Raw genomic sequence first — 25,439 nt, 5'->3', positions numbered from 1 at the left:
AGCGGGCTCCCCTGGCAAAGGTATTCAAATCCGCGGGTCTGCCGCTCATGAAGCCACTTCAGAGCAGCACCACGTCGTATTGTTCCTGGGAATACATGGTTTCCACCTGAAAGCGAATCGTACGACCGATAAAGGCCTCCAGCTCCGCAACGTTCCCTGACTCTTCATCGAGCAGGCGGTCCACCACTTTCTGGTTCGCCAACACTCTATAACCTGTGGCTTGGTAAGCGCGTGCCTCCCGGAGGATTTCCCGGAAGATTTCGTAACACACGGTTTCCGGGGTCTTGAGCTTGCCCCGGCCCTGGCAACTGCTGCACGGTTCGCACAGAACCTGCTCAAGGCTCTCACGGGTGCGCTTGCGGGTCATCTGCACCAGGCCCAGCTCGGTGATACCGATGATGTTGGTCTTGGCGTGGTCGCGCTCGAGTTGTTTTTCCAGGGTCCGCAGCACTTGGCGCTGGTGCTCTTCATGCTCCATGTCGATGAAGTCGATGATGATGATTCCGCCCAGATTGCGCAGGCGCAGTTGGCGAGCGATGGCGGTGGCCGCTTCCAGGTTGGTCTTGAAGATGGTTTCTTCCAGGTTGCGATGGCCGACAAATGCCCCGGTGTTGACATCAATGGTGCTCATGGCCTCGGCCGGGTCCACCACCAGGTAGCCGCCGGACTTGAGCGGTACTTTGCGCTCCAGGGCCTTCTGAATTTCGTCTTCGACGCCGTACAAGTCGAAAATCGGCCGCTCGCCAGGGTAATGCTCGAGACGATCAGCGATTTCCGGCATCAGTTCCGCGACAAACTGGGTGGTTTTCTGGAAGGTTTCCCGGGAATCGATGCGGATTTTCTCGATCTTGGGGCTGACCAGATCCCGCAGGGTCCGCAGCGCCAGACCGAGGTCTTCGTAGATCACACTGGGGGTGGCGATGGTCTTGATCTGATCGGCTATCTGGTCCCAGAGCCGGCGCAGGTAACGGATGTCCATGAGAATCTCATCAGCCCCGGCCCCTTCGGCGGCGGTGCGCAGGATGAAGCCTCCGGCCTCCTTGATGCCCTCTTTCTCCACACAATCGCTGACCACCTGCTTGAGGCGTTCACGCTCGGCTTCCTCTTCGATCTTCAAGGAAATGCCGACGTGAGCGGTACGCGGCATGTACACCAGGTAGCGCGACGGAATCGACAATTGCGTGGTCAGGCGCGCGCCCTTGGAACCGATGGGGTCCTTGGTGACCTGTACCACCAGGCTCTGGCCTTCATGAACCAGCGCGCTGATGCTCTCCACGGCAGGACCTTCACGCATGGATATTTCCGAGGCATGAATGAATGCCGCGCGGTCCAGGCCAATGTCGACGAACGCCGCCTGCATACCCGGCAACACCCGCACCACCTTGCCTTTATAGATATTGCCGACAATGCCGCGCTTTTGCGTGCGCTCGACGTGAACTTCTTGCAGAACACCGTTTTCAACCACCGCCACGCGCGATTCCATCGGCGTGATGTTGATCAGGATCTCTTCACTCATGGCAGGGTCTCGTTCAGGCGTGTTCACGATAATGGCCGCATCAAGTCAGACGGCGCTCAGCGCGCGCTCAGGGTTTGCCAACAGGGTATGCCGAAATGGCTCAACAGCTCCGAGGTTTCGCACAGCGGCAGGCCGACCACGGCTGAATAGCTGCCTTCAAGCCCGGCGACGAATACCGCCCCCAAGCCCTGAATACCATAACCGCCGGCCTTGTCCCGGGGCTCACCGCTGTTCCAATAGGCTAGCGCTTGTTGTTCGGTGATGGCGCGAAAGCTCACCCGGCTGCGGACCACTCGGGATTCACAACGTTGCCCGTCCAGTACCGCGATGGCGGTCAGCACCTCATGGTCACGACCGGACAGGCTCAAGAGCATTGCCATGGCGTCGGCCTGATCCAGCGGCTTGCCAAGTATCCGCCCGTCCAGCACCACGGCGGTGTCGGCGCCCAGCACGCAGCCGTCCACGCCTGTTGCCAAAGCACGTCGCCCGGCCTCGGCCTTGCCGCGCGCCAGACGTTCGACGTAGGCCGAGGGGGTTTCGTCATCCAGGGGCGTTTCGTCGATGTCTGCGCCGACGGCGGTGAATGACACACCGATCTGCGCGAGCAACTCACGCCGACGCGGCGAGCCTGAGGCGAGGTAAAGCGGTTTCATCAGGACATCTCCCTCTCAAGGTGCGGGCCAATGCCTGACCGAATCAGTTGATTTTGAAACGCAGGCGCAAGCCACGCAAACCGAAGCTGACCCACGGCCAGAGCAAGGCACTGACCAGCGCCGGCAGCACCAGCGCCAGGGTCGGCTGGCGATTGCCGGTCAGTGCGCTGAGCCACAACTGCACCAACTGCGCCAGGCCGAAAATCACCAGGATCACCAGGCACTGCTGCCACATGGGAAACATCCGCAAACGTTGTTGCAGCGACAACACCAGGAACGTGATCAGCGTCAGGATCAGCGCGTTCTGCCCCAGCAACGTGCCATACAGCACGTCTTCGGCCAGCCCCAGGCACCAGGCGGTGACCATGCCGACCTTGTGCGGCAGCGCCAGCGCCCAGAATGCCAGCAACAGGGCCAGCCACAGCGGGCGCAGGATTTCCATGAATTGTGGCAGCGGTGAAACGCTGAGCAACAGGCCGATGGCGAACGTCAGCCAGACTATCCAGCCGTTACCCGATTGAGTACTGCTCATTATTCTCGTGCTCCCCTGGTGGCTGGCGCGGCGGCCGGCGTGGAGACAGGCGGTTTGGCCGCGGGCCTTGCGGGTTGAGTCGCCGGCGCTTGCGTGGCCGGCGTCGCAGCCGGAGCGGCAGCCGGCGTTGTAGTCGGGGTCGATGCCGGTGCGTGGGGGGCCGGTGTCGTGCCTGGGACTGTCGCCGGGGTAACCGGGGCCGCGGTCGACTCGCCGTTCTGCCGATCCTCGGCCTCCTGGGCCGCGGCGGCGTCGTTGGCGCGCTCTTCCGGGGTGCGGGGATCGCTGAATACCAACAGCAGGTATCGGCTGCGATTCAACGCCGCCGTCGGCACCGCACGCACGATGGCGAATGGCTGGCCGGAGTCGTGTATGACCTCCTTGACCGTCGCCACCGGATACCCGGCCGGGAATCGCTGGCCGAGACCGGAGCTGACCAGCAGGTCACCTTCCTTGATGTCGGCGGTGTCCGCAACATGCCGCAGTTCCAGGCGCTCCGGGTTACCGGTGCCGCTGGCAATCGCCCGCAAGCCGTTGCGGTTGACCTGCACGGGAATGCTGTGGGTGGTATCGGTCAACAGCAGGACGCGGGATGTGTAGGGCATCAACTCCACCACCTGCCCCATCAGGCCGCGGGCATCGAGCACCGGCTGGCCGAGGACAACACCGTCGCGCTCACCCTTGTTGATGATGATGCGGTGGGTAAAGGGGTTGGGGTCCATGCCGATCAACTCGGCCACTTCGACCTTCTCGTTGACCAGCGCCGAAGAGTTGAGCAACTCGCGCAGCCGCACGTTCTGCTCGGTGAGGGCCGCCAGCTTCTGCATGCGCCCCTGCAACAGCAGGTTTTCGGTCTTGAGTTTTTCGTTTTCGGCCACCAGCTCGGTCCGGCTGCCAAACTGGCTGGCCACACCCTGCCACAAGCGCTGCGGCAAATCGGTGATCCAGTAGGATTCCATCAATACCAGCGACATCTGGCTACGCACTGGCTTGAGCAGCGTGAAACGGGCATCGACCACCATCAGCGCAACCGACAGCACGGTCAGCACCAGCAGGCGCACACCCAGCGAGGGGCCTTTGGTAAAAAGCGGTTTAATAAGCCGCTCCTCCCAGGCAAATGTTTTCTTTATTCATACGGCATCAAACCGGCCTGGATACGAATGACAGAAGATAAACGTCAACGGGCAGCACTGCAAAGTGCTGCCCGGGGAGCGAACAACATAGACCATCCAGACGGACTTATTCGCTGGAGAGCAGATCCATGGTGTGCTTGTCCATCATTTCCAATGCACGGCCACCGCCACGGGCGACGCAAGTCAGCGGGTCTTCGGCAACGATCACTGGCAGGCCGGTTTCCTGGGCCAGCAGTTTGTCGAGGTCGCGCAGCAACGCGCCACCACCGGTCAGCACCAGGCCGCGCTCGGCGATGTCCGACGCCAGTTCCGGCGGCGACTGTTCCAGGGCGCTCTTGACCGCCTGGACGATGGTCGCCAGCGACTCTTGCAGCGCTTCGAGCACTTCGTTGGAGTTGAGGGTGAACGCGCGTGGAACGCCTTCAGCCAGGTTGCGGCCGCGAACGTCGACTTCACGCACTTCGCCGCCCGGATAGGCTGTGCCGATTTCCTGCTTGATACGCTCGGCGGTGGATTCGCCGATCAGGCTGCCGTAGTTGCGGCGCACGTAGGTGATGATCGCTTCGTCGAAACGGTCGCCGCCCACACGTACGGACTCGGCATAAACCACACCGTTGAGGGAGATCAAGGCGATTTCAGTGGTACCACCACCGATGTCGACGACCATCGAACCACGGGCCTCTTCGACCGGCAGGCCGGCACCGATGGCAGCGGCCATCGGCTCTTCGATCAGGAACACTTCACGGGCACCAGCGCCAAGGGCCGATTCACGGATGGCGCGACGCTCCACCTGGGTGGACTTGCATGGCACGCAGATCAGCACACGAGGGCTGGGCTGCAGGAAGCTGTTTTCGTGAACTTTGTTGATGAAGTACTGCAGCATCTTTTCGCAGACGCTGAAGTCGGCGATCACACCATCCTTCATGGGACGAATGGCCGCAATGTTGCCCGGTGTACGGCCCAGCATGCGCTTGGCTTCGGTACCGACAGCCACGACGCTCTTCTGGTTACCGTGGGTGCGGATGGCCACGACCGAGGGTTCATTCAGGACGATACCGCGCTCGCGCACGTAAATAAGGGTGTTGGCAGTGCCCAGGTCAATGGAAAGATCGCTGGAAAACATGCCACGCAGTTTCTTGAACATGGGAAAGGGACCCTAGGCAACGCGTGGGTAAAAAAGTGCGGCAAACTCTAACAACGACAGGGATTTTGGGCAAGGCGCCAATATGTTAAATTGGCCGCTTTTCTGTGCACCAAACCCCACAATCGCGGCCATAGGGCCGTAGAAATGCGGTAGTGTTCCGACAATCTAACACACGGACAGACTGCGTCCGTTTTGTTTTCCACTGGAGAATCCCATGGCGCTTGAACGCTCCGACGTGGAAAAAATCGCTCATCTGGCCTGTCTGGGCCTCAATGAAGCCGATCTTCCACACATTACTTCTGCCCTGAACAGCATTCTGGGGCTGGTCGACGAGATGCAGGCGGTCAATACCGACGGCATCGAACCCCTGGCCCACCCACTGGAAGCCAGCCAGCGCCTGCGCGTCGACGTCGTGACCGAGTCCAATCACCGCGAGGCCTACCAGTCCATCGCACCAGCGGTCGAAAACGGCCTGTACCTGGTTCCGAAAGTCATCGACTAAAGGGAAAGAGCCTCTCATGCATCACATGACCCTGGCCGAGATCGCCCGCGGACTCGCCGATAAAAAGTTTTCCTCCGAAGAGCTGACCAAGGTCCTGCTGGCGCGCATCGCCCAGCTCGACCCGCAGCTCAACAGCTTCATCAGCCTCACCGAAGAGCTGGCCCTGAGCCAGGCCAAGGCTGCCGACGTCCGTCGCGCCAACGGTGAGAGCGGCGCCCTGCTCGGCGCACCGATTGCCCACAAGGATCTGTTCTGCACCCAGGGCATCCGCACCAGCTGCGGCTCGAAGATGCTCGACAATTTCAAGGCCCCGTACGATGCCACCGTGGTCGCCAAACTGGCCGCCGCCGGCGCCGTGACCCTGGGTAAGACCAACATGGACGAATTCGCCATGGGTTCGGCCAACGAGTCGAGCTACTACGGCGCAGTGAAAAACCCGTGGAACCTGGAACACGTACCGGGTGGTTCGTCTGGCGGTTCCGCCGCCGCCGTGGCCGCGCGCCTGTTGCCGGCAGCCACTGCCACCGACACCGGCGGCTCGATTCGCCAGCCGGCGGCATTCACCAACCTCACGGGCCTCAAGCCGACCTATGGCCGTGTATCGCGCTGGGGCATGATCGCCTACGCCTCCAGCCTCGACCAGGGCGGCCCGCTGGCCCGCACCGCCGAAGACTGTGCGATCCTGCTGCAAGGCATGGCCGGCTTCGATCCGAACGACTCCACCAGCATCGATGAACCGGTGCCGGACTACAGCGCCAGTCTCAACGGTTCGCTGCAAGGCCTGCGCATCGGCGTGCCGAAGGAATATTTCAGCGCCGGCCTGGACCCGCGCATCGCCGAGCTGATCCACAACAGCATCAAGGAGCTGGAGAAGCTCGGCGCGGTGATCAAGCCAATCAGCCTGCCGAACATGCAGCATGCAATTCCCGCGTACTACGTGATCGCCCCGGCAGAAGCGTCCTCGAACCTGTCGCGTTTCGACGGCGTGCGCTTCGGCTATCGCTGCGAGAACCCGGAAAACCTGATCGACCTGTACAAGCGTTCCCGTGGCGAAGGCTTCGGCGCCGAAGTACAACGCCGGATCATGGTCGGTGCCTACGCGCTGTCCGCCGGCTACTACGATGCCTACTACCTCAAGGCGCAGAAAATCCGTCGCCTGGTGAAGAACGACTTCATGGCCGCCTTCAACGAGGTCGACATCATCCTCGGCCCAACCACGCCTAACCCGGCCTGGAAACTCGGCGCCAAGAGCAGCGACCCGGTCGCTGAATACCTGGAAGACGTCTACACCATCACCGCCAACCTCGCTGGCCTGCCGGGCCTGTCCATGCCGGCCGGTTTCGTCGATGGCCTGCCGGTGGGCGTGCAGTTGCTCGCGCCGTACTTCCAGGAAGGCCGCCTGCTCAATGTGGCGCACCAGTACCAGCTCAATACCGACTGGCACACCCGCACCCCAACCGGCTTCTGAGGAGAAACACATGCAATGGGAAGTCGTGATCGGGCTGGAGATTCATACCCAGCTCACCACCCGGTCGAAAATCTTTTCCGGTAGCTCCACCACCTTCGGTTCCGAGCCCAACACCCAGGCCAGCCTGGTCGACCTGGGCATGCCCGGCGTGCTGCCGGTGCTCAACGCCGAAGCCGTGCGCATGGCGGTGATGTTTGGCCTGGCGATTGACGCCGAGATCGGCCAGCACAACGTATTCGCCCGCAAGAACTACTTCTACCCGGACCTGCCCAAGGGCTACCAGATCAGTCAGATGGAGTTGCCGATTGTCGGCAAGGGCCACCTGGACATCGCCCTGGAAGACGGCACGGTCAAGCGCGTCGGTATCACCCGTGCGCACCTGGAAGAAGACGCCGGCAAGAGCCTGCACGAAGAATTCAACGGCGCCACCGGCATCGACCTGAACCGTGCCGGCACGCCGTTGCTGGAAATCGTCTCCGAACCGGACATGCGCAGCGCCAAGGAAGCCGTGGCTTACGTCAAGGCAATCCATGCGCTGGTGCGTTATCTGGGCATCTGCGACGGCAACATGGCCGAAGGCTCGCTGCGCTGCGACTGCAACGTGTCGATCCGGCCCAAGGGCCAGGTTGAGTTCAGCACCCGCTGCGAGATCAAGAACGTCAACTCGTTCCGCTTCATCGAGAAAGCGATCAACACCGAAGTGCAGCGCCAGATCGAACTGATCGAGGACGGCGGCAAGGTCATCCAGCAGACTCGCCTGTACGACCCGAACAAGGACGAGACCCGTCCGATGCGCAGTAAAGAGGAAGCCAACGACTACCGTTACTTCCCCGACCCGGACCTGCTGCCGGTGGTCATCGAGGACTCGTTCCTCAACGACGTGCGCGCCACTCTGCCGGAGCTGCCACCGCAGAAGCGCGAGCGCTTCCAGGCGCAGTTCGGGCTGTCGAGCTATGACGCCAACGTCCTGGCCACCAGCCGCGAACAGGCCGATTACTTCGAAAAAGTCGTGAGCATCGGCGGCGACGCCAAGCTGGCGGCCAACTGGGTGATGGTCGAGTTGGGCAGTCTGCTGAACAAGCAGGGTCTGGAAATCGACCAGTCGCCGGTGTCGGCCGAGCAACTGGGCGGCATGTTGTTGCGGATCAAGGACAACACCATTTCCGGCAAGATCGCCAAAATGGTCTTCGAAGCCATGGCCAATGGTGAAGGCAGCGCCGATGAGATCATTGAGAAGCGCGGCTTGAAGCAAGTCACCGACACCGGTGCGATCAGTGCCGTACTCGATGAAATGCTTGCGGCCAACGCCGAGCAGGTCGAGCAATACCGTGCGGCAGACGAAGCCAAGCGCGGCAAGATGTTCGGCTTCTTCGTCGGCCAGGCCATGAAAGCCTCCAAGGGCAAGGCCAACCCGCAACAGGTCAACGAACTGCTTAAAAGCAAACTCGAGGGCTGATGACCATGGGGCCAGATTTCAAGCCTGGCTCCCTTCGCTCTTGCGGGAGCGAGCCTGTGGGAGCAAAGCTTGCTCGCGATGAAGACACCTCGATCCATCAGTGGACCGCGTTATCGTTCATCGCGAGCAAGCTTTGCTCCCACAGGTTTTACTCCCACTGGCTTTACTCCCACTGGTTTTGCTCCCACTGGTTTTGCTCCCACAGGGCTTTGTTCCCACTGACTTTGTTCCCACAGGCCTTGCCCCCACTGGCCAGCTCCCCTATCTGTAGTTGGAAACCCCACATGAAGCGTCTCCTCGGCGCCTGCGCCCTGCTGTCCCTGCTGGCCGGTTGTGCCAGCCAGAGCGGGACGGTCGATCCACACGGCTATGACCAGACCGGCGTCGCCTCTTATTACGGTGCCAGGCACCATGGCAAGCGCACCGCCAGCGGCGAGCGCTTCAACCAGCATGGCCTGACCGCCGCCCATCGCCAGTTGCCGTTTGGCACACGGGTGAAAGTCACCAATCTGAAAAACAACGACAGTGTCGTGGTCCGCATCAACGACCGCGGCCCCTACACCCGTGGCCGCCTGATCGACGTGTCCCGCGCGGCCGCCGAGCAACTGGGCATGTTACGCAGTGGCACCGCACGGGTGCGCGTGCAAGCCCTCGACGATTGATAGACGGAGCCCGGTCATTTCCCTACTCAATGCCATCCCGCTGCTGAGCCTGATCGAACTGTTCGGTGGTCTGCTGTTGCTGATCGCCGGTGCCGAACTGCTGGTGCGCGCCGCCGTGGGCCTGGCGGCGCGCTTGCAGGTGCGGCCGCTGATCATCGGCCTGACCGTGGTCGCCTTTGGCAGCAGCGCCCCGCAAATGGCCGTCAGCCTGCAAGCGACCCTGGCGCAGAACGCCGACATCGCCGTGGGCAGCGTGATCGGCAGCAGCATCTTCAATATCCTCGTCACCCTCGGGTTGTCGGCCCTGATCATTCCGCTGCGCGTCTCGCGTCAACTGGTGCGCCTGGACATCCCGCTGATGATCGGCGCCAGCCTGCTGGTGTTCGTACTGGCCTGGAACGAGGAACTGACGCCACTGGACGGCGCGCTGCTGTTGATGGCCCTGGTGGTGTACCTGGGCCTGTTGCTGCGCCAGTCGCGGCATTCGGCACGACCGCACCCCGTGGGGGTCGACGTGGCGCAGGTGTCCTGGTTCAAGAGTCTGTCGATGATGATCCTGGGGCTGGCAATGCTGGTTTTCGCCGGGCACCTGCTGTTGGGTGCGGCAGTGGAGGTGGCGACGGACCTGGGGCTGTCGGAACGCATCATCGGCCTGACCATCGTCGCCGTCGGCACCTCGCTGCCGGAACTCGCCACCTCGCTGATCGCCGCCCTGCGGGGCCAGCGAGACATTGCCGTGGGCAACGTGATCGGCAGCAACCTGTTCAACCTGCTGGGCGTGCTGGGGGTGACCGCCCTCGCCGCCCCATCGCCCCTCTCGGTTTCCCCCAATGCTTTGGATTTCGACCTGCCGGTGATGCTCGGCGTGGCGGTGCTGTGCCTGCCAGTGTTCTATTCCGGCTACCGCGTCACCCGCGCCGAAGGTCTGTTGTTCTTGAGCTTGTACCTGGCCTATGGGCTGCATGTGGTGTCGTTCACTACCGGTATGCCCCTGGCCGGCCAACTGGAACGCCTGATGCTGTTCTATGTGCTGCCGGCCCTGCTCGCGTTTTTGTTGTTCAGCTCCTTGCGCGCCTGGCGCCGTCAACACCACAAGAGGGATTTGCCATGACCGACACTCCAAAGACCGGCCTGGACATGCGCCGCCAAGTGATGGGCGACGCGTTCGTCGACCGCGCCCTGGGCAACGCCAGCGAATTCACCCAGCCGTTGCAGGACTTCGTCAACGAGCACGCCTGGGGCAGCGTCTGGAGCCGCGAAGGCTTGCCGCTCAAAACCCGCAGCCTGATCACCCTCGCCGCCCTCACCGCCCTCAAATGCCCGCAAGAGTTGAAAGGCCACGTGCGCGGGGCATTGAACAACGGCTGTACGGTTGAGGAGATTCGCGAGGCGTTGCTGCATTGCGCGGTGTATGCGGGCGTGCCAGCGGCGATTGATGCATTCAGGGCGGCGCAGGAAGTGATCGATAGCTACCAGAAGCCTGAGTAAAAGCCTGAGTCTTGCAGTGGTAGGTCAGGCCTCTTCGCGAGCAAGCCCGCTCCCACATTGACTGCGTTCTTCCATGGAAACGCGGTCGAATGTGGGAGCGGGCTTGCTCGCGAATGGATCGAAAGAGCACTGCAAATCTGAAGCTAGATCCACCCGCCCCACTGCAACACAAAAATCCCCAGGTTGGTGGTAATCGCCGCCATCAGCGTGGTGATGACGATGATCGCCGCCGCCAGTTCATGGTTGCCATCGGCCGCGCGGGCCATGACATAACTGGCGGCGGCGGTGGGACTGCCAAAGTACAGGAACAGAATCCCTAGCTCCGCCCCACGAAAGCCCCAGAGCCAGGCGCCGAGGGTGGCCAGCAGTGGCAGGCCGACCATCTTCACCAGGCTCGAACTCAGGGCCATCTTGCCGCTTTTGCGCAGCGCCGCCAGCGACAGCGTGCCGCCGATGCAGATCAACGCCAGCGGCAAGGTCATCTGGGCAAGGTATTTGGCCGAGGTTTCGAACCAGTTTGGCAGGCCTATCTGCCAATAGGCCAACGGCGCGGCCACAACCACACTGATGATCAGCGGGTTGCTGACCACGCTTTTGCAGATGCTCCAGGGGTCGGACTTGATCACCGGGCTGTAGACCGCCAGCACGATGGTCGACAACGTGTTGTAGAACAGAATCACCAGCGCCGCGAGAATCGACCCCAGAGAAATCCCGTAGTCGCCGTACATACTCGCCGCCAGTGCCAGACCGATCACGCCGTTGTTGCCGCGAAAGGCGCCCTGGGTATAGATGCCACGGTCCTCATGCGGACAACGCCAGATCGCCCAGCCCCAGGCCACGGCAAAGCACACCAGGGTGGCAATGGAAAAATAGATCAGCAGGTCCGGCTGCAATGCCGCGTGGAGATCGGCATGCAGGATGCCGAGAAACAACAACGCCGGCATGGTGACGTTGAACACCAGGGACGAGGCCATGTGGATGAAATTGTCGTTGATCCAGTAGATGCGCTTGAGCAGCGTCCCCAGAAACAACATGGCAAACACCGGCGCGGTGATGTTCAGGGTTTCGAGGAAAATTGCCAGCATGCCGGGGACCTTGAGAAGGGTGTCGTTAGGTGGCTAATGATAGCCACTAACGACACTGGCGTCTGGTAGACCGCTATCGCGAGCAGGGCTCGCTCCCACATTTTGCTCGTGGGTGAATGCAGAATCCGCACTCACCGCAAATCCCCTGTGGATGGATGCAGAGTTCACACTCACCGCCCCCCCCTGTGGGAGCGGGCTTGCTCGCGAAGACGGCGGCACATCCAACCTCAATGCTAGCTGAACCATCGCATTCGCGAGCAAGCCCACACACTGGATCTCCAGCGATCACGAAATCATCAAGTAATCGGCGCAGGGTTGAACAAGGTGATGTCGTTGTACAGCTTGTGCCGCTCGGCCCAGGTTTGTTTCTTGCCGCTGGCCACGTCCAGGTAGTAATGGAACAGCTCCCAGCCCAGCTCCTCGATGGAAGCACGTCCGGTGGCGATGCGTCCGGCGTCGATGTCGATCAGGTCCGGCCAGCGCTGGGCCAGTTCGGTGCGGGTCGAGACCTTCACCACCGGCGCCATGGCCAAACCGTAAGGTGTACCACGGCCAGTGGTGAACACGTGCAGGTTCATCCCCGCCGCCAATTGCAACGTACCGCAGACAAAATCACTGGCCGGTGTCGCGCAGAAGATCAAGCCCTTTTGCTTGAAGCGCTCGCCCGGGCCAAGCACGCCATTGATTGCGCTGCTGCCGGACTTGACGATCGAGCCCAGGGATTTTTCGACGATGTTCGACAGCCCGCCCTTCTTGTTGCCCGGCGTGGTGTTGGCACTGCGATCGGCCTCGCCCTTGGCCAGGTAACGGTCGTACCAGTCCATCTCGCGTACCAGTTCCTGAGCGACTTCCCGGGTCTGTGCCCGGGAGGTCAGCAGGTAGATCGCATCGCGCACTTCGGTGACTTCGGAAAACATCACCGTCGCCCCGGCCCGCAGCAACAGGTCCGAGGCATAGCCCAAGGCCGGGTTGGCGGTGATACCGGAAAATGCATCGCTGCCGCCGCACTGCATGCCCAGGATCAGCTCCGAGGCCGGCACGGTTTCGCGGCGGCGCTGGTCGAGTTTCTTCAGCCGGGTTTCCGCTAGCGCCATGATCTGCTCGATCATTTCGGTGAAACCGTGACTGGAATCCTGCAAGCGATACAACCACGGCTCGCTGAGGTCCACCGAGCTGTCGTTCTCATGCATCACCTGCCCGGCCTGCAACTTCTCGCAGCCCAGGCTGATCACCAGCGCTTCGCCGCCCAGGTTCGGGTTGCGCGCCAGGTTACGCACGGTGCGGATCGGGATGTACGCGTCGGTGGCGGTGATCGCCACGCAGCCGTAGCTGTGGGTCAGCGCCACCACGTCATCGACGTTCGGGTACTTGGGCAGCAATTCGTCCTTGATGCGCTTGACCGCATGGTCCAGCACCCCCGGTCACGCACTGCACCGTGGTGGTGATGCCCAGGATGTTGCGCGTGCCCACGGTACCGTCGGCGTTGCGATAGCCCTCGAAGGTGTAGCCTTCCAACGGCGCATCGGCCGCCGGCACGTCGGTGGACAGCGGCAGGCTGTCCAGCGGCGGCGCGGTGGGCATGCGCAGCTGGTCTTCCTTGACCCAACTGCCACGGGGGATCGGTTGCAGCGCGTAGCCAATGACCTGGCCGTAGCGAATCACCTCGCCGCCCTCGGGAATATCTTCCAGGGTGACCTTATGGCTCTGCGGTACAAAGTCCACGGTGACCAGGCCATCCGGGAACTCAGTCCCGGCTGGCACGCCTTGGTCGTTCACCACAATGACCACGTTGTCCCGCTCATTCAGGCGGATGTAACGGGGCGAATCGGCATGTTCAATCAGTTGCATCGACATCGCTCCTTCAGGATTTCGCTTCAGACAGGCTGGAAAGTTGGTCATCCCTGGCCGAGGGTTCTTTGAGCACGACACGCTTGATCGGCCCGACGATCACCAGGTAGCTGAACACCGCCATCAGCGCGTTGCAGCCCACGAACACCAGCGCCCATTTGAACGAACCGGTGGAGCTGATGATGTAGCCGATGACGATCGGCGTGGTGATCGACGCCAGGTTGCCGAAGGTGTTGAACAGGCCGCCGCTCAGACCGGCGATCTGTTTTGGCGAAGTGTCGGACACCACGGCCCAACCCAGCGCGCCTACGCCTTTACCGAAGAAGGCCAGGGCCATGAAGCCCACCACCATCCATTCGATGTCCACGTAGTTGCACGCCACGATGCTGCTGGACACCAGCAGGCCGGCGATGATCGGCGCCTTGCGGGCGAAGGTCAGCGAGTGGCCCTTGCGCAGCAGGTAATCGGAAATCACCCCACCGAGCACGCCGCCGATAAAACCGCAGATCGCCGGCAAGGAGGCGATGAAACCAGCCTTGAGGATGGTCATGCCGCGCTCCTGCACCAGGTACACCGGGAACCAGGTCAGGAAGAAATAGGTGATGCCGTTGATGCAGTATTGGCCCAGGTAGACGCCGAGCATCATGCGGTTGGTCAGCAGTTGGCGGATGTAATCCCACTTCGGACCGTCGGTCTTTTTACCTTTGCCCTTGTCCTGGTCCATGTCGACCATCGCGCCGTTGGCGGCGATGTGATTGAACTCGGCCTCGTTGATCATCGGGTGCTGACGCGGGCTGTGGATAACCTTCAGCCAGACCAGCGAGAACACGATACCGACCACGCCCATCACGATGAACACGTGCTGCCAGCCGAAACGGTAGACAATCCAGCCCATCAGCGGCGCAAACAACACCGTGGCGAAATACTGGGCCGAGTTGAAAATCGCCGAAGCGGTGCCGCGCTCAGCGGTGGGGAACCAGGCCGCGACAATTCGGGCGTTGCCCGGGAAGGACGGCGCCTCGGCCAGCCCGACCAGAAAACGCAGCATGAACAGCGCCACCACGGCGGTGGAGACGCCGAATTCACCGACATAACCTTGCAGCACGGTGAACAGCGACCAGGTAAAAATGCTCAAGGCATAGATTTTTTTCGACCCGAACCGGTCAAGCAACCAGCCGCCCGGGATCTGCCCGGCCACATAGGCCCAGCCGAAGGCGGAGAAGATATAACCGAGGGTAACGGCATCGATGCCTAGGTCTTTCTGCAGGCTGGAGCCGGCGATAGCGATGGTTGCGCGGTCGGCGTAATTGATCGTCGTCACCAGGAACAGCATGAGCAGGATCAAATAGCGGACGCGAGTCGGCTTGGTTTCTTGCATGTAAATCTACTTCCACTATTTATTTTTATACGGGAAATCTGGTTGTACGGCCGGGCGGATTGCCCCGCTCCGGCCGGTGTCGCAATTACGATCCGATGTAAGAAGTTTTCACCACGGTGTAGAACTCTTGCGCATAGCGACCTTGCTCGCGCGAGCCGTACGACGAACCTTTGCGGCCGCCAAACGGTACATGGTAATCCACGCCGGCGGTTGGCAGATTGACCATCACCATGCCCGCCTGGGAATGACGCTTGAAGTGGTTGGCATATTTGAGCGAGGTGGTGGCGATACCGGCGGACAGACCGAATTCGGTGTCGTTGGCCATCGCCAGCGCCGCTTCATAATCGGCCACGCGCACGACGTTGGCCACCGGGCCAAAGATTTCTTCGCGGCTGATACGCATCGAGGCTTCGCTGTCGGCAAACAGCGTCGGCGCCAGGAAATAACCTTCGGTGTCGCACGTCACCAGGCCGCCACCGCTGACCAGCCGCGCACCTTCGCTCTGGCCGATGTCGATGTACTTCAAGTCCTGGTTGAGCTGGGCTTCGGAAACCACCGGCCCGATATCGGTGCCGGCCTTCAAGGCATGACCAACCTTGATCGATTGCATACGCTCGGCCATGGCGGCGACAAACTTGTCGTGGATGCCGGCGGTCACGATCAGGCGGCTCGAGGCCGTGCAACGCTGGCCGGTGGAGTAGAACGCGCTCTGCACCGCCAGTTCGACGGCCTGCTTGAGGTCAGCGTCGTCGAGGATGATCTGCGGGTTCTTGCCGCCCATCTCCAGTTGCACCTTGGCCTGGCGCGCCACGCAATTGACCGCGATCTGCCGACCCACGCCCACGGAACCGGTGAAGCTGATACCGTCGACTTTCGGGCTGTTGACCAGGACTTCACCGACCACACGGCCGCTGCCCATCACCAGGTTGAACACACCGGCCGGGAAACCGGCGCGGGAAATGATGTCCGCCAGGGCCCAGGCACAACCTGGCACCAGTTCGGCGGGCTTGATCACCACGCAGTTGCCGTAGGCCAGCGCCGGAGCGATCTTCCAGGCGGGGATTGCGATCGGGAAGTTCCACGGCGTGATCAGGCCAACCACACCCAACGCTTCACGGGTGACTTCGACGTTGACGCCCGGACGCACCGACGGCAGGTAATCGCCCGACAGGCGCAGGCACTCACCAGCGAAAAATTTGAAAATGTTGCCGGCGCGGGTCACTTCGCCAATGGCTTCGGGCAGGGTCTTGCCCTCTTCCCGGGCTAGCAGTTGGCCGAGTTCTTCGCGGCGGGCGAGGATTTCGCTGCCGACTTTGTCCAGCGCATCGTGACGGGCCTGGATACCCGAGGTCGACCAGGCCGGGAACGCGGCGCGGGCGGCTTCGATGGCGGCATTGACTTGAGCTGCATCAGCCTTGGCGTATTCACCAATGACATCGGACAAATCAGACGGGTTGATGTTGGTGCAATAGTCGGCACCGGCCACCCACTGACCGTTGATGTAGTTATCGAAACGCTTTGCATCTGCCACAGAGCTTCTCCTTACAAAAGGCCTTACGCAAAAAGCCGCTGATTGCTCAGCGGCCTTGTCGGATCTGTTACTGCTTGCCTTGCTTGTCGATCAGCGCGGCCAGGGCTTCGTATTCTTCCGGCAGCAGGTCGGTCAACGGTGTACGCACAGGACCTGCGTCGTAGCCGACGATCTTCGCGCCTGCCTTGACGATGCTCACTGCATAACCGGCCTTGCGGTTACGGATGTCCAGGTAAGGCAGGAAGAAGTCATCGATGATCTTGCCGACGGTCTCGTGATCTTCACGGGAAATGGCGTGGTAGAAATCCATCGCGGTTTTCGGAATGAAGTTGAACACCGCCGAGGAGTAGACCGGCACGCCCAGGGCCTTGTAGGCCGCGGCATAGACTTCGGCGGTCGGCAGGCCGCCCAGGTAGCTGAAACGATCGCCGAGACGACGGCGGATCGACACCATCAGTTCGATATCGCCCAGGCCATCCTTATAGCCGATCAGGTTCGGGCAGCGTTCAGCCAGTTGCTCCAGGTGCGTGGCGTTCAGGCGGCAGACGTTGCGGTTGTACACCACCACGCCGATCTTCACCGATTTGCACACGGCTTCAACGTGGGCGGCGACGCCGTCCTGGCTGGCTTCGGTCAGGTAGTGCGGCAGCAGCAACAGGCCCTTGGCGCCCAGACGCTCGGCTTCCTGAGCGTATTCGATGGCCTGGCGGGTCGCACCGCCGACACCGGCGAGGATTGGCACGCTGGTGGCGCAGGTATCAACGGCCGTTTTGATGACTTGCGAATACTCGCTGGCGGCCAGGGAGAAAAACTCACCGGTGCCACCGGCCGCGAAAAGTGCCGAGGCGCCATACGGGGCCAGCCACTCGAGGCGCTTGATGTAGCTGTCGCGATTGAAATCGCCTTGAGCCGTGAAATCGGTGACCGGGAAAGACAGCAGGCCAGACGAGAGGATGGACTTCAGTTCTTGTGGATTCATTATTCGAACACCCTGGACGCAAATGTTTGTGTTGTAGGAAACGGTTCAGCTTCAAGAGAAGTTGTAAGTCATCGTACAACTTAAAATACGAACGTCAACTGCATTTCGTCTTTTGTCGGGGGGCAGGCGCGCGGAGTTTGGCGAGAAGCCTTTTAGATCGGGCCTTTGAGGTTTGCTGGCAGACTGAGGAATGTTGCCATCCGAGGGCAGCGGACCGCTCATCGCGACTGTCAACTCTGTCAGTAGGCAGGGTTACAGGAAGGGCGCATAACGCGGATGGGGCCGTGCACACGCCCGGCCGTGGTCCTTTTCCGCATACCTAAGGTGAGTCGCCCGTACGCGACGATCACGGTCGTCTCACAAGGAGTGACAGCATGTCGACGCTTGAGAAACCAACGGTCAAAGATTTTCCAGTCGATCCAGCCACGGGGGAAGTCACGATCAACTTGTCGAAGACAGAGACGTTAACCGTCCAGATCCCGGGAGCCCCCAGCTCGCCGGACTCGTCAGTCCAACTGACCGTCACCGCCCCCTCGAAGCCGCCTAAATCAGTAGGTCCTTATGAGTCCATGCTTGTTAAGAAGACGCCCGAGACTCATCCGGACAACTTCGAGGAGCCCGAGTTACGCAAGGGGGTGACACTGACATTGCGCAGCGACGAGTTGAAAGCGTTCAGCGGCGAAGAAGGGGTTGAGCTTCGTTACACGTTTACTTACGCGAGCGGATGGGATCCCGATACATCCGAGCCGCAAATGTTGCGGATCAAGGCGTAGGCCTGCACGCCATATCTGGCAGACAGGCACAGATATAAAGCCCGACACCACTCCCCTGTGGCGAGGGGATTTATCCCCGCTGGGTTGCGAAGCAGCCCCAAAATTGGCACACCTGGATGTCTGATCGGATTGAGTCGCCGCCCCTGAGGGCTGCTGCGCAGCCCAGCGGGGATAAATCCCCTCGCCACAGGATCAGTGACTCACCTCATCGCAACTGACAGAAGCTAGCCCTGCGCCTGCGCTTCCTCATGAGCCTGGCGCAGCCGCTCGCGGCTGTTGGTCAGGTGCAAGCGCATGGCGGCGCGGGCCGCGTCGGAGTCCTGACGGGCGATGGCTTCGTAGATTTCCTCGTGCTCGCGGCTCAGGCGATCCATGTAGTGCTGGTGGTCTTCGTGAGCCAGGCGCGCCGAGTTCAGCCGGGTGCGCGGGATGATGCTGGTGCCCAGGTGGGTCATGATGTCGGTGAAGTAGCGGTTGCCAGTGGACAGGGCGATTTCCAGGTGGAAAGCGAAATCCGAGGCCACCGCGTCGCTGGCGTGGGACGCGCTTTCGTTCAGCGCATCCAGGGCTGCGCGCATCGCAGCCAGTTGCTCGTCGCTGCGGCGCTGGGCTGCAAGGCCTGCCGATTCCACTTCCAGACTGATGCGCAACTCCAGGATCGCCAGCACGTCACGCAACGTGACCACCGTCGCCGGGTCGATGCGAAAGCCGCTCGGGCTGGGCGTGTCCAGCACGAAGGTGCCGATGCCGTGGCGGGTTTCCACCTGGCCGGCGGCCTGCAAACGGGAAATCGCCTCGCGCACAACGGTGCGGCTGACACCATGGGCTTCCATGATCGCCGACTCGGTGGGCAATTTATCGCCACGCTTGAGCAGGCCGTCGCGAATCTGCTCGGACAGCACCGTCACCAGCTCCTGCGCCAGGCTGCGGCGCTTGCGGGGAAGGCGTGGTACGTCGATCGGTCTTTCCATGTGTCTGTGTCTCGGCAAGCGGCTGAATGCGCATCATGATAGCGCAACGTGGTTGTACGATCACCGTGCTCCCTGACGGTCTTGGCAAAGTTTGCCGCCATGCACCGTTGTGGCGAGGGGATTTATCCCCGCTGGGCTGCGGAGCAGCCCTCTTGATCTACCAGCAAATCAATATCGTTGACCTTTGATTTTGAAGGGCGCTTCGCACCCAACGGGGATAAATCCCCTCGCCACAACGGTGTTCGGCAGTGACAATCAGGCGACTACAGCTTGCTCCACCAAGTGGCCATTTTCGATACGCACATGTCGCGGATGGAACCGTTTCAAACTGCTGCGATGGCCAACGCTGACAATGCTCAGCCCCGGCAACTGGTCAATCAGCGCCTGGTACAGCGTCGCTTCATCTTCTTCGTCCATCGCCGATGTGGCTTCGTCCATATACAACCATTGTGGTGCGTAGAGCAATGCGCGGGCGAACGCCAGGCGTTGCTGCTCGCCGGGCGAAAGCATGCGCTGCCAGTGGTTGGCTTCGTCCAGTCGCGACACCAGATGCGGCAGGCGACAGGTTTCCAGCACTTGCGCATATCGCTCTGGCGGGTACGTGTCGCCCGGCTGTGGATAACTCAGCGCCTCGCGCAAGGTGCCAATAGGCAGATAAGGTTTTTGCGGCAGGAACAGATAACGCGCCGCCGGCAACCGGATCGCGCCGTGGCCATCCGGCCACAAATGCCCCATTGCCCGGAACAGGGTGGATTTACCGCTGCCCGAACGTCCACTGAGCATCACCCGCTCGCCCGGCTCGACGGTCATGTCGGTATGGCTGAGCAGATGGCGGCCATCGGCCAGGTCCAACCCCAGGTTTTGCACTTTCAATGCATGGCCCTGGTTCTGCACGTCGATGGCCGGCACGCGGTCTTCGTTGTCGCTCATAGCTTGGCGGAAGCTCAACAGACGGTCACACGTGGCGCGCCACGCGGCGAGGTCGGTGTACGCGCTGATGAACCAGCTGAAATTCTCCTGCACATTGCCGAACGCTGAATTGATCTGCATGAGCTCGCCCAGCTGGATCTTGCCAGCGAAGTAGCGCGGCGCGGCGACGATGAACGGGAAGATGATCGCGATCTGGCCGTAGCCGGAGGTGAAGAAAGTCAGGCGCTTGGACACCCGCATGATGTCCCAGAAGTTGTGCCAGACCAGGCCAAAGCGGCCACTCAGACGCCGGTTCTCGTTGGGTTCGCCGTTGTACAAGGCAATGCTCTCGGCATTCTCGCGCACCCGCACCATGGAAAAACGCAGGTCGGCTTCAAAGCGTTGCTGGTTGTTGTTCAGGCCGATCAAGCGACGGCCAATCAAGTGCGTCAGCCAACTGCCCACCGCCGCATACACCAGCGCACACCAGAACATGTAGCCGGGGATGGTGTAGCCCAACACCTGGATGCTGCCCGACACGCCCCACAAGATGATCGAGAACGACACCAGGCTGACCACGGTGCGCAGCAGCCCCAGGCCCAAGCCCAAGGTGTTGCTGGTAAAACTGTTGAGGTCTTCGGAAATCCGCTGGTCCGGGTTGTCGGTGTAGCCGCCCTGCTCCAGCCGGTAGTAATTCTTGTCATTGAGCCAGCGGGCGAAGTGTTTCTCCGTGAGCCAGGCCCGCCAGCGGATGGTGAGCATCTGCGTGAGGTACAAGCGATACACCGCGCCCAGGATCGCCACCGCGGCGATGCCGCAGAAATACAGGATCAACCGCCAGAACGCGACGCTGTCCTTCTCCTGCAAGGCGTTGTAGAAATCCTTGTACCAACTGTTGATCCACACCGAAATCGCCACGCTGAACAACGACAGCACGATGACGGCGATTAACAGCGTCCAGGCCTTGCCCTTCTCCTCACTGCGCCAGTACGGCGTGGTCATTTGCCAGACACGGCGGAAAAACTGCCCGCGCACCGCATCATTGACCGCGGAATATTCAGCGTTCTGATTCATGGTTAAGGCTCTGTAAAGAAAAAAAACTCGGGCCGATCATAGAACAACGGCCCGATTTGCCGCGAGGGTGGACAACATCTGTTCAGCGCAGGTTCAGCGACGCACGGGGCGCTTCTGTAATTTGCGCTGCAAGGTGCGCCGGTGCATGCCCAGGGCGCGGGCAGTGGCGGAGATGTTGCCTTCGTGTTCGGTCAGCACCCGCTGGATGTGCTCCCACTGCAGGCGGTCCACCGACATGGGGTTTTCCGGCACCAGGGTGTCCAGGTCGGCGTGCTCGGACAACAGCGCCGCCAGCACGTCATCGGCGTCGGCCGGTTTGCACAGGTAATTGCAGGCGCCGCGCTTGATCGCCTCCACCGCGGTGGCAATGCTCGAATAGCCGGTGAGGATCACCACGCGCATTTCCGGGTCCAGCTCCAGCAGCTTGGGCAACAGCACCAGGCCCGAGTCGCCGTCCATCTTCAAATCCAGCGCGGCATAGTCCGGCAGGTCGGCCTGGGCGATGCTCAAGCCCTCTTCCGCAGAACCTGCGGTGCTCACGCGAAAGCCCCGACGGGACATGGCCCGGGCCATGACGCGGGTGAAGGTGGCGTCGTCGTCCACCAGCAACAGATGCGGCAGTTCTTCGCCGTCGACTTGGATCTCGTCACTCATGTTCGTCTCCTCGGTCGGCATGGGGCAGGCGCAGCTCGGTGAGCGTGCCGCCTTCCTCATGGGGGTAGAGTTTCACCGAGCCGCCGGCGCGTGTCACGCTGGCCTTGCTCAAAAACAGGCCCAGGCCGAAACCTTTGCCCTTGGTGGTGTAGAACGGCTTGCCGATTTGCTCGGCAATCGCCAGCGGCACACCGGCGCCATGGTCGCGGATGCTGATGGTCAGCTCGTAGACATTCCAGTCCAGCGCCACTTCCAGGCCTTCGGGGCAGGCGTCGGCGGCGTTGTTCAACAAGTTGAGCAACGCCTGGGTCAGGTCCGGCGGCGGCGCCATGCGCGGCACCGGTCCTTGACCCAGACGCTGGAAGCGATAGCTGGCCTCAGGGCGCATCAGGTGCCAGCGATTCAGGGCCTCGTCGAGCCAGTCGGTGACGTCCTGCATGTCGATGGCCAGCCGGCGATTGGCCTCGGCGGCACGCACCAGGTACTGCAGGGTTTCCTTGCAGAGCTGGACCTGATCCTGCAATACACCGAGGTCTTCCTGCAGCGCCGGGTCGTGGTGATCCTGGCGCATCTCCTTGAGCAGTACGCTCATGGTGGCCAATGGCGTGCCCAACTCATGAGCGGCACCCGCGGCCTGGGTCGCCACGGCCAGCAATTGCTCGTCCCGCAGACCCTCTTCACGGCGAATGGCCCGCAGCTCTTCCTGGCGGCGCAACTCTTCGGCCATGCGCGCGGCAAAAAACGTAATGACCGCCGCCGCCAGGGCGAAACTCAGCCACATGCCGTATATCTGCAGGTTTTCCCGGGCAATGGGGAAGGTTTCCAGCGGATAGAACCGCGCCAGCAACAAGGTGTACAGCGCCAGGGCGATGCCGGACAGGATCAGCGAATACCGCCACGGCAACGTCACCGCGGCGATGGTCAGCGGCACCAGGTAATAGGACACGAAAGGGTTGGTGGAGCCGCCGGAGAAATACAGCAACGCACTGTGGATAAACAGGTCACAGGCCAGTTGCACGGCGTATTCCAGCTCAGTCACCGGCCACGAGGTGCGCAGACGGATGGCGGTCAGCGCGCACAGTATCGAAGAGCAGGCCAGGGTGATCGCCAATTGCAGCCAGGGCAGCGGCAGCAGGTCGAACCAATAGGCAAGCCCCACAGACCCGGCCTGGGCGGCCAGGACCAGAATTCGGATAAACGTCAGACGCCAGAGGTTCTGGCGAGAGGCGGAAGTCATTTGCAAAGGGGCGAGCATGAGCTCTCCTGATGAGCGCTCCAGGCGGATCGCACGGAGTATAACCAAGGCGCGGCGTGCACAGGCAGCTATGCGGCAAAGCGCCACAGCCCCGAAATGACACACCAACCATTGTGGCGAGGGGATTTATCCCCGCTGGGGCGCGAAGCGGCCCCCAAAATAAGGTCGAGCACCACGCTGAGCTAGATCATGACAATTCTGGGACTGCTGCGCAGTCCAGCGGGGATAAATCCCCTCGCCACAAAAAAGCCTCTCACCTGCAATCTGTATAGAAGTTGTAACTGTGCGAACCCGCCCATAAAAGCTAGAGTCTTACCGTTCACGCAGGTCCGGATCTCACCCCTGCGCCTCATCCAAGGAGCTTTCATGCAAACGTTCAGTCGTCACGCCGCCCTGCTCGCCCTCAGCCTCGGCACCGTCGCCAGCCTGCCGGCCCTGGCCGCCGATGAGCTTCACTACAACCAGATTTCCCTGCGCGCCGAAGCCAGCCAGGAAGTCGCCCGCGACCTGATGATCGTCACCCTCTACACGGAGGAGCAAAACACCGACCCGGCCAAACTCGCCGCGGCCGTCAGCACCACGCTGAACAAAGCCATCGGCCAAGCCAAGCAGGTCAAGGACATCACCCTGCGCCAGGGCAGCCGCAACAGCTACCCGGTCTACGACAACAAAGGCCAGAAAATCACCGGCTGGCGCGAACGCGCCGAACTGCGCCTGGAAAGCGCCGACTTCGCGGCCCTGTCCAAACTCACTGGCGAGTTACTCACCGACCTGAAAATGGGCGGCATGGACTTCACCATTTCCACCGCCACCCGCCAGACCAGCGAAGACGCCCTGCTCAAGGACGCCGTCAACGCCTTCAAAGCCCGCGCCCAACTGGCCACCGAAGCCCTGGGCGGCAAGGGTTACAAAATCGTCAACCTGAACCTCAACAGCAACGGCTACCCACAGCCCTACATGCGCCCGCAGATGATGATGAAAGCCGCGTCCATGGATGCCGAGTCCGTCACCCCGGAAGTCGAAGCAGGCACGAGTAAAGTGAACATGACAGCGGACGGGGTGGTTGAGGTGTTGATGCAGTAAGGATGGGCTGACAGAGACATCCAGCCCAGTGAAATACCCTTGTGGCGAGGGGATTTATCCCCGTTGGGCTGCGCAGCAGCCTCAAAGGCAGCGACTCAATCTACCTGACACACCAGGGTGTCAGGGTTGGGGCCGCTGCGCAGTCCAGCGGGGATAAATCCCCTCGCCACAGGTTGTGTCCGACCTTGAGTTGATAGGTCGGACGTACCGTCCCCTCTCGCTACACCTCAACCGGACTGGCCGGCACTTCAAGCTGATCCAACGCCTTGTCCACCAGCAACTGGCACAACTCCACCAACTGATGAATCCCCAACGCCACACTGCGCCGCGTGCCCTCCACTTCAAAGGCCAGGTCCTCAGCCATGGCTTTTATCGAGGCCAGGGTTTCGGAGGTGCTGCTCAGCAGCGTGTCGGCGTCGGCTTTGGCGGTGACGGAAAACAGGCTGTCGATGCGCGGGTCGGTGCTTGGCTCAGGTTTTTTTGGATTGAGGTAATGGTTAAGCGCCCGCTCGGCGGCGGCGCGGTCTTTGAGTAGGTCTTCGATGGAATCGAAGCCGGAAAGGGGGTTGGTTTTGTTGAAGGGTGGGTCGGGGACTGACTTATCCATTTATTTGTACCTATTTAGTGATGAGGACCATCACTTGCCGTTTCTCACTCGGCAAAGTGGTGGCAGCTGTGTGCAGGGGTGAGAAATCCGAGAAATAGGTACTCGGCCAGACCGAGGCCTGCCCGCACACAGCCGCCATAACGCATCTACTACAGGCAGCGGATAAGCTGGCGGCAATTATGCAGGTACAGAGGCTGGATGCCTATTATTCGGGTTTCTCACGCCCGGTCGCTGAGTCGCAGCGACAAGAAAAAGGTTAGAGAGCGCACTTCCGAGCGGCAACCCTAAAAAACTGTGGGATGTTTCGGTTCGAGGCCGGTGATCCTTCTGACGCAAATGAATGACTCGTGCCGCTTCCTGACGCCGCAAACCCCGTGGCGAGGGAGCTTGCTCCCGCTGGGGCGCGAAGCGGCCCTAAAAACAGCCACTCCACTCATCTGAAAAACCGAGGTGTCAGGTTTTGGGGCTGCTACGCAGTCCAGCGGGAGCAAGCTCCCTCGCCACGGATTTGATGATCGACGAAGCGAAGGCGTCGGCTGCAAGACCGCCTTCGCGAGCAGGCTCGCACAGTAGGAACTGGGTACAGGCTGCGGAACGTGCCCGGCTGTCAGGCCGCCATCGCGAGCAAGCTTTGCTCCCACAGGGGACCAGCGATACACACAAAGACCGCGTCGCTAAACACCCAAAGACCCTTGGGTTGCACCCCTCTATCTCGCGGGTTTCATGGGGTGATACCCG

The 25,439-nt window shown here is 61.4% G+C and carries 22 protein-coding genes and 1 pseudogene; 8 read left to right on the top strand and 15 right to left on the bottom strand.

Translation table 11 applies throughout. The features are described from left to right. Positions 1–58 precede the first annotated feature (58 nt). The 5 genes from rng to mreB form a co-directional block, all read right to left on the bottom strand. Positions 59–1,516, bottom strand: coding sequence for a ribonuclease G (gene rng / locus PSH57_RS04390; RefSeq protein WP_305388035.1), 1,458 nt, complete (start codon positions 1,514–1,516; stop codon positions 59–61). A 56-nt stretch (positions 1,517–1,572) separates the two neighbouring features. Continuing rightward, entirely contained in the window at positions 1,573–2,169 is a 597-nt protein-coding gene (locus PSH57_RS04385) for a Maf family protein (RefSeq protein ID WP_305388034.1), read from the bottom strand. 43 nt (positions 2,170–2,212) lie between these two features. Then, a complete protein-coding gene (gene mreD, locus PSH57_RS04380; protein ID WP_092204996.1) occupies positions 2,213–2,701 on the bottom strand; it encodes a rod shape-determining protein MreD in 489 nt (162 codons plus the stop codon). After that, positions 2,701–3,768 (bottom strand): rod shape-determining protein MreC, encoded by a 1,068-nt coding sequence (mreC, locus tag PSH57_RS04375; protein ID WP_305390288.1) that lies wholly within the window; start codon positions 3,766–3,768, stop codon positions 2,701–2,703. The genes mreD and mreC overlap by 1 nt, the downstream gene beginning before the upstream one ends. Before the next feature lie 172 nt (positions 3,769–3,940). Beyond that, positions 3,941–4,978 (bottom strand): rod shape-determining protein MreB, encoded by a 1,038-nt coding sequence (gene mreB / locus PSH57_RS04370; protein ID WP_002555108.1) that lies wholly within the window; start codon positions 4,976–4,978, stop codon positions 3,941–3,943. Positions 4,979–5,192: 214 nt separating this feature from the next. On the opposite strand from mreB, the gene gatC reads away from it, so the two are divergent. The 6 genes from gatC to PSH57_RS04340 all read left to right on the top strand — a co-directional run bounded on the left by gatC (position 5,193) and on the right by PSH57_RS04340 (position 10,554). Further along, positions 5,193–5,480: an Asp-tRNA(Asn)/Glu-tRNA(Gln) amidotransferase subunit GatC gene (gatC, locus tag PSH57_RS04365; protein WP_305388032.1), complete on the top strand. Its 288-nt coding sequence runs from the start codon at positions 5,193–5,195 to the stop codon at positions 5,478–5,480. A 16-nt stretch (positions 5,481–5,496) separates the two neighbouring features. Further along, a complete protein-coding gene (gene gatA, locus PSH57_RS04360) occupies positions 5,497–6,948 on the top strand; it encodes an Asp-tRNA(Asn)/Glu-tRNA(Gln) amidotransferase subunit GatA (protein WP_305388031.1) in 1,452 nt (483 codons plus the stop codon). Positions 6,949–6,958: 10 nt separating this feature from the next. After that, positions 6,959–8,404: an Asp-tRNA(Asn)/Glu-tRNA(Gln) amidotransferase subunit GatB gene (gene gatB, locus PSH57_RS04355; RefSeq protein ID WP_305388030.1), complete on the top strand. Its 1,446-nt coding sequence runs from the start codon at positions 6,959–6,961 to the stop codon at positions 8,402–8,404. Between the two features lie 284 nt (positions 8,405–8,688). Further along, on the top strand, positions 8,689–9,066 hold the full coding sequence (locus tag PSH57_RS04350) for a septal ring lytic transglycosylase RlpA family protein (RefSeq protein ID WP_092394136.1): 378 nt from the start codon (positions 8,689–8,691) through the stop codon (positions 9,064–9,066). A gap of 49 nt (positions 9,067–9,115) precedes the next feature. Next, complete coding sequence (locus PSH57_RS04345) at positions 9,116–10,177, top strand: calcium/sodium antiporter (protein ID WP_305390287.1); 1,062 nt, start codon at positions 9,116–9,118, stop codon at positions 10,175–10,177. Further along, positions 10,174–10,554, top strand: coding sequence for a carboxymuconolactone decarboxylase family protein (locus PSH57_RS04340; RefSeq protein ID WP_305388029.1), 381 nt, complete (start codon positions 10,174–10,176; stop codon positions 10,552–10,554). The genes PSH57_RS04345 and PSH57_RS04340 overlap by 4 nt, the downstream gene beginning before the upstream one ends. A 143-nt stretch (positions 10,555–10,697) precedes the next feature. On the opposite strand, the gene PSH57_RS04335 is transcribed toward PSH57_RS04340, so the two are convergent. The 5 genes and pseudogenes from PSH57_RS04335 to kdgD form a co-directional block, all read right to left on the bottom strand. Beyond that, positions 10,698–11,639 (bottom strand): AEC family transporter, encoded by a 942-nt coding sequence (locus PSH57_RS04335; RefSeq protein ID WP_305388028.1) that lies wholly within the window; start codon positions 11,637–11,639, stop codon positions 10,698–10,700. A 296-nt stretch (positions 11,640–11,935) separates the two neighbouring features. Next, a pseudogene (gene garD / locus PSH57_RS04330) lies at positions 11,936–13,487 on the bottom strand (galactarate dehydratase). Positions 13,488–13,500: 13 nt separating this feature from the next. After that, a complete protein-coding gene (locus tag PSH57_RS04325; RefSeq protein WP_305388025.1) occupies positions 13,501–14,865 on the bottom strand; it encodes an MFS transporter in 1,365 nt (454 codons plus the stop codon). Between the two features lie 85 nt (positions 14,866–14,950). Then, entirely contained in the window at positions 14,951–16,396 is a 1,446-nt protein-coding gene (locus PSH57_RS04320; protein WP_305388024.1) for an aldehyde dehydrogenase family protein, read from the bottom strand. A gap of 67 nt (positions 16,397–16,463) precedes the next feature. Beyond that, entirely contained in the window at positions 16,464–17,375 is a 912-nt protein-coding gene (gene kdgD, locus PSH57_RS04315) for a 5-dehydro-4-deoxyglucarate dehydratase (protein ID WP_305388022.1), read from the bottom strand. Positions 17,376–17,749: 374 nt separating this feature from the next. Here kdgD and PSH57_RS04310 point away from each other — a divergent pair, with 374 nt between their 5' ends. Beyond that, positions 17,750–18,148, top strand: a complete 399-nt coding sequence (locus PSH57_RS04310) for a hypothetical protein (protein ID WP_305388020.1) — start codon at positions 17,750–17,752, stop codon at positions 18,146–18,148. A gap of 224 nt (positions 18,149–18,372) precedes the next feature. Here the strand turns inward: PSH57_RS04310 and PSH57_RS04305 are convergent, their stop codons facing one another. The 4 genes from PSH57_RS04305 to PSH57_RS04290 all read right to left on the bottom strand — a co-directional run bounded on the left by PSH57_RS04305 (position 18,373) and on the right by PSH57_RS04290 (position 23,011). Beyond that, positions 18,373–19,119, bottom strand: coding sequence for a FadR/GntR family transcriptional regulator (locus PSH57_RS04305; RefSeq protein ID WP_305444839.1), 747 nt, complete (start codon positions 19,117–19,119; stop codon positions 18,373–18,375). A gap of 255 nt (positions 19,120–19,374) precedes the next feature. Then, complete coding sequence (locus tag PSH57_RS04300) at positions 19,375–21,102, bottom strand: ABC transporter ATP-binding protein/permease (protein ID WP_305416383.1); 1,728 nt, start codon at positions 21,100–21,102, stop codon at positions 19,375–19,377. 93 nt (positions 21,103–21,195) lie between these two features. Further along, on the bottom strand, positions 21,196–21,756 hold the full coding sequence (locus PSH57_RS04295) for a response regulator transcription factor (RefSeq protein WP_047229017.1): 561 nt from the start codon (positions 21,754–21,756) through the stop codon (positions 21,196–21,198). Beyond that, positions 21,749–23,011, bottom strand: coding sequence for an ATP-binding protein (locus PSH57_RS04290; RefSeq protein ID WP_305388015.1), 1,263 nt, complete (start codon positions 23,009–23,011; stop codon positions 21,749–21,751). The genes PSH57_RS04295 and PSH57_RS04290 overlap by 8 nt, the downstream gene beginning before the upstream one ends. Positions 23,012–23,377: 366 nt before the next feature. Here PSH57_RS04290 and PSH57_RS04285 point away from each other — a divergent pair, with 366 nt between their 5' ends. Then, entirely contained in the window at positions 23,378–24,094 is a 717-nt protein-coding gene (locus PSH57_RS04285; RefSeq protein ID WP_305388013.1) for an SIMPL domain-containing protein, read from the top strand. A gap of 220 nt (positions 24,095–24,314) precedes the next feature. Here PSH57_RS04285 and PSH57_RS04280 read toward each other — a convergent pair whose 3' ends face one another. Further along, a complete protein-coding gene (locus PSH57_RS04280; RefSeq protein ID WP_305416381.1) occupies positions 24,315–24,701 on the bottom strand; it encodes a DUF6124 family protein in 387 nt (128 codons plus the stop codon). Between the last annotated feature and the right edge of the window lie 738 nt (positions 24,702–25,439).

The sequence above is a fragment of the Pseudomonas hefeiensis genome, assembly GCF_030687835.1.
GTDB classification, from domain to species: domain Bacteria; phylum Pseudomonadota; class Gammaproteobacteria; order Pseudomonadales; family Pseudomonadaceae; genus Aquipseudomonas; species Aquipseudomonas hefeiensis.
This window is presented reverse-complemented; position numbering and strand designations above follow the sequence as displayed.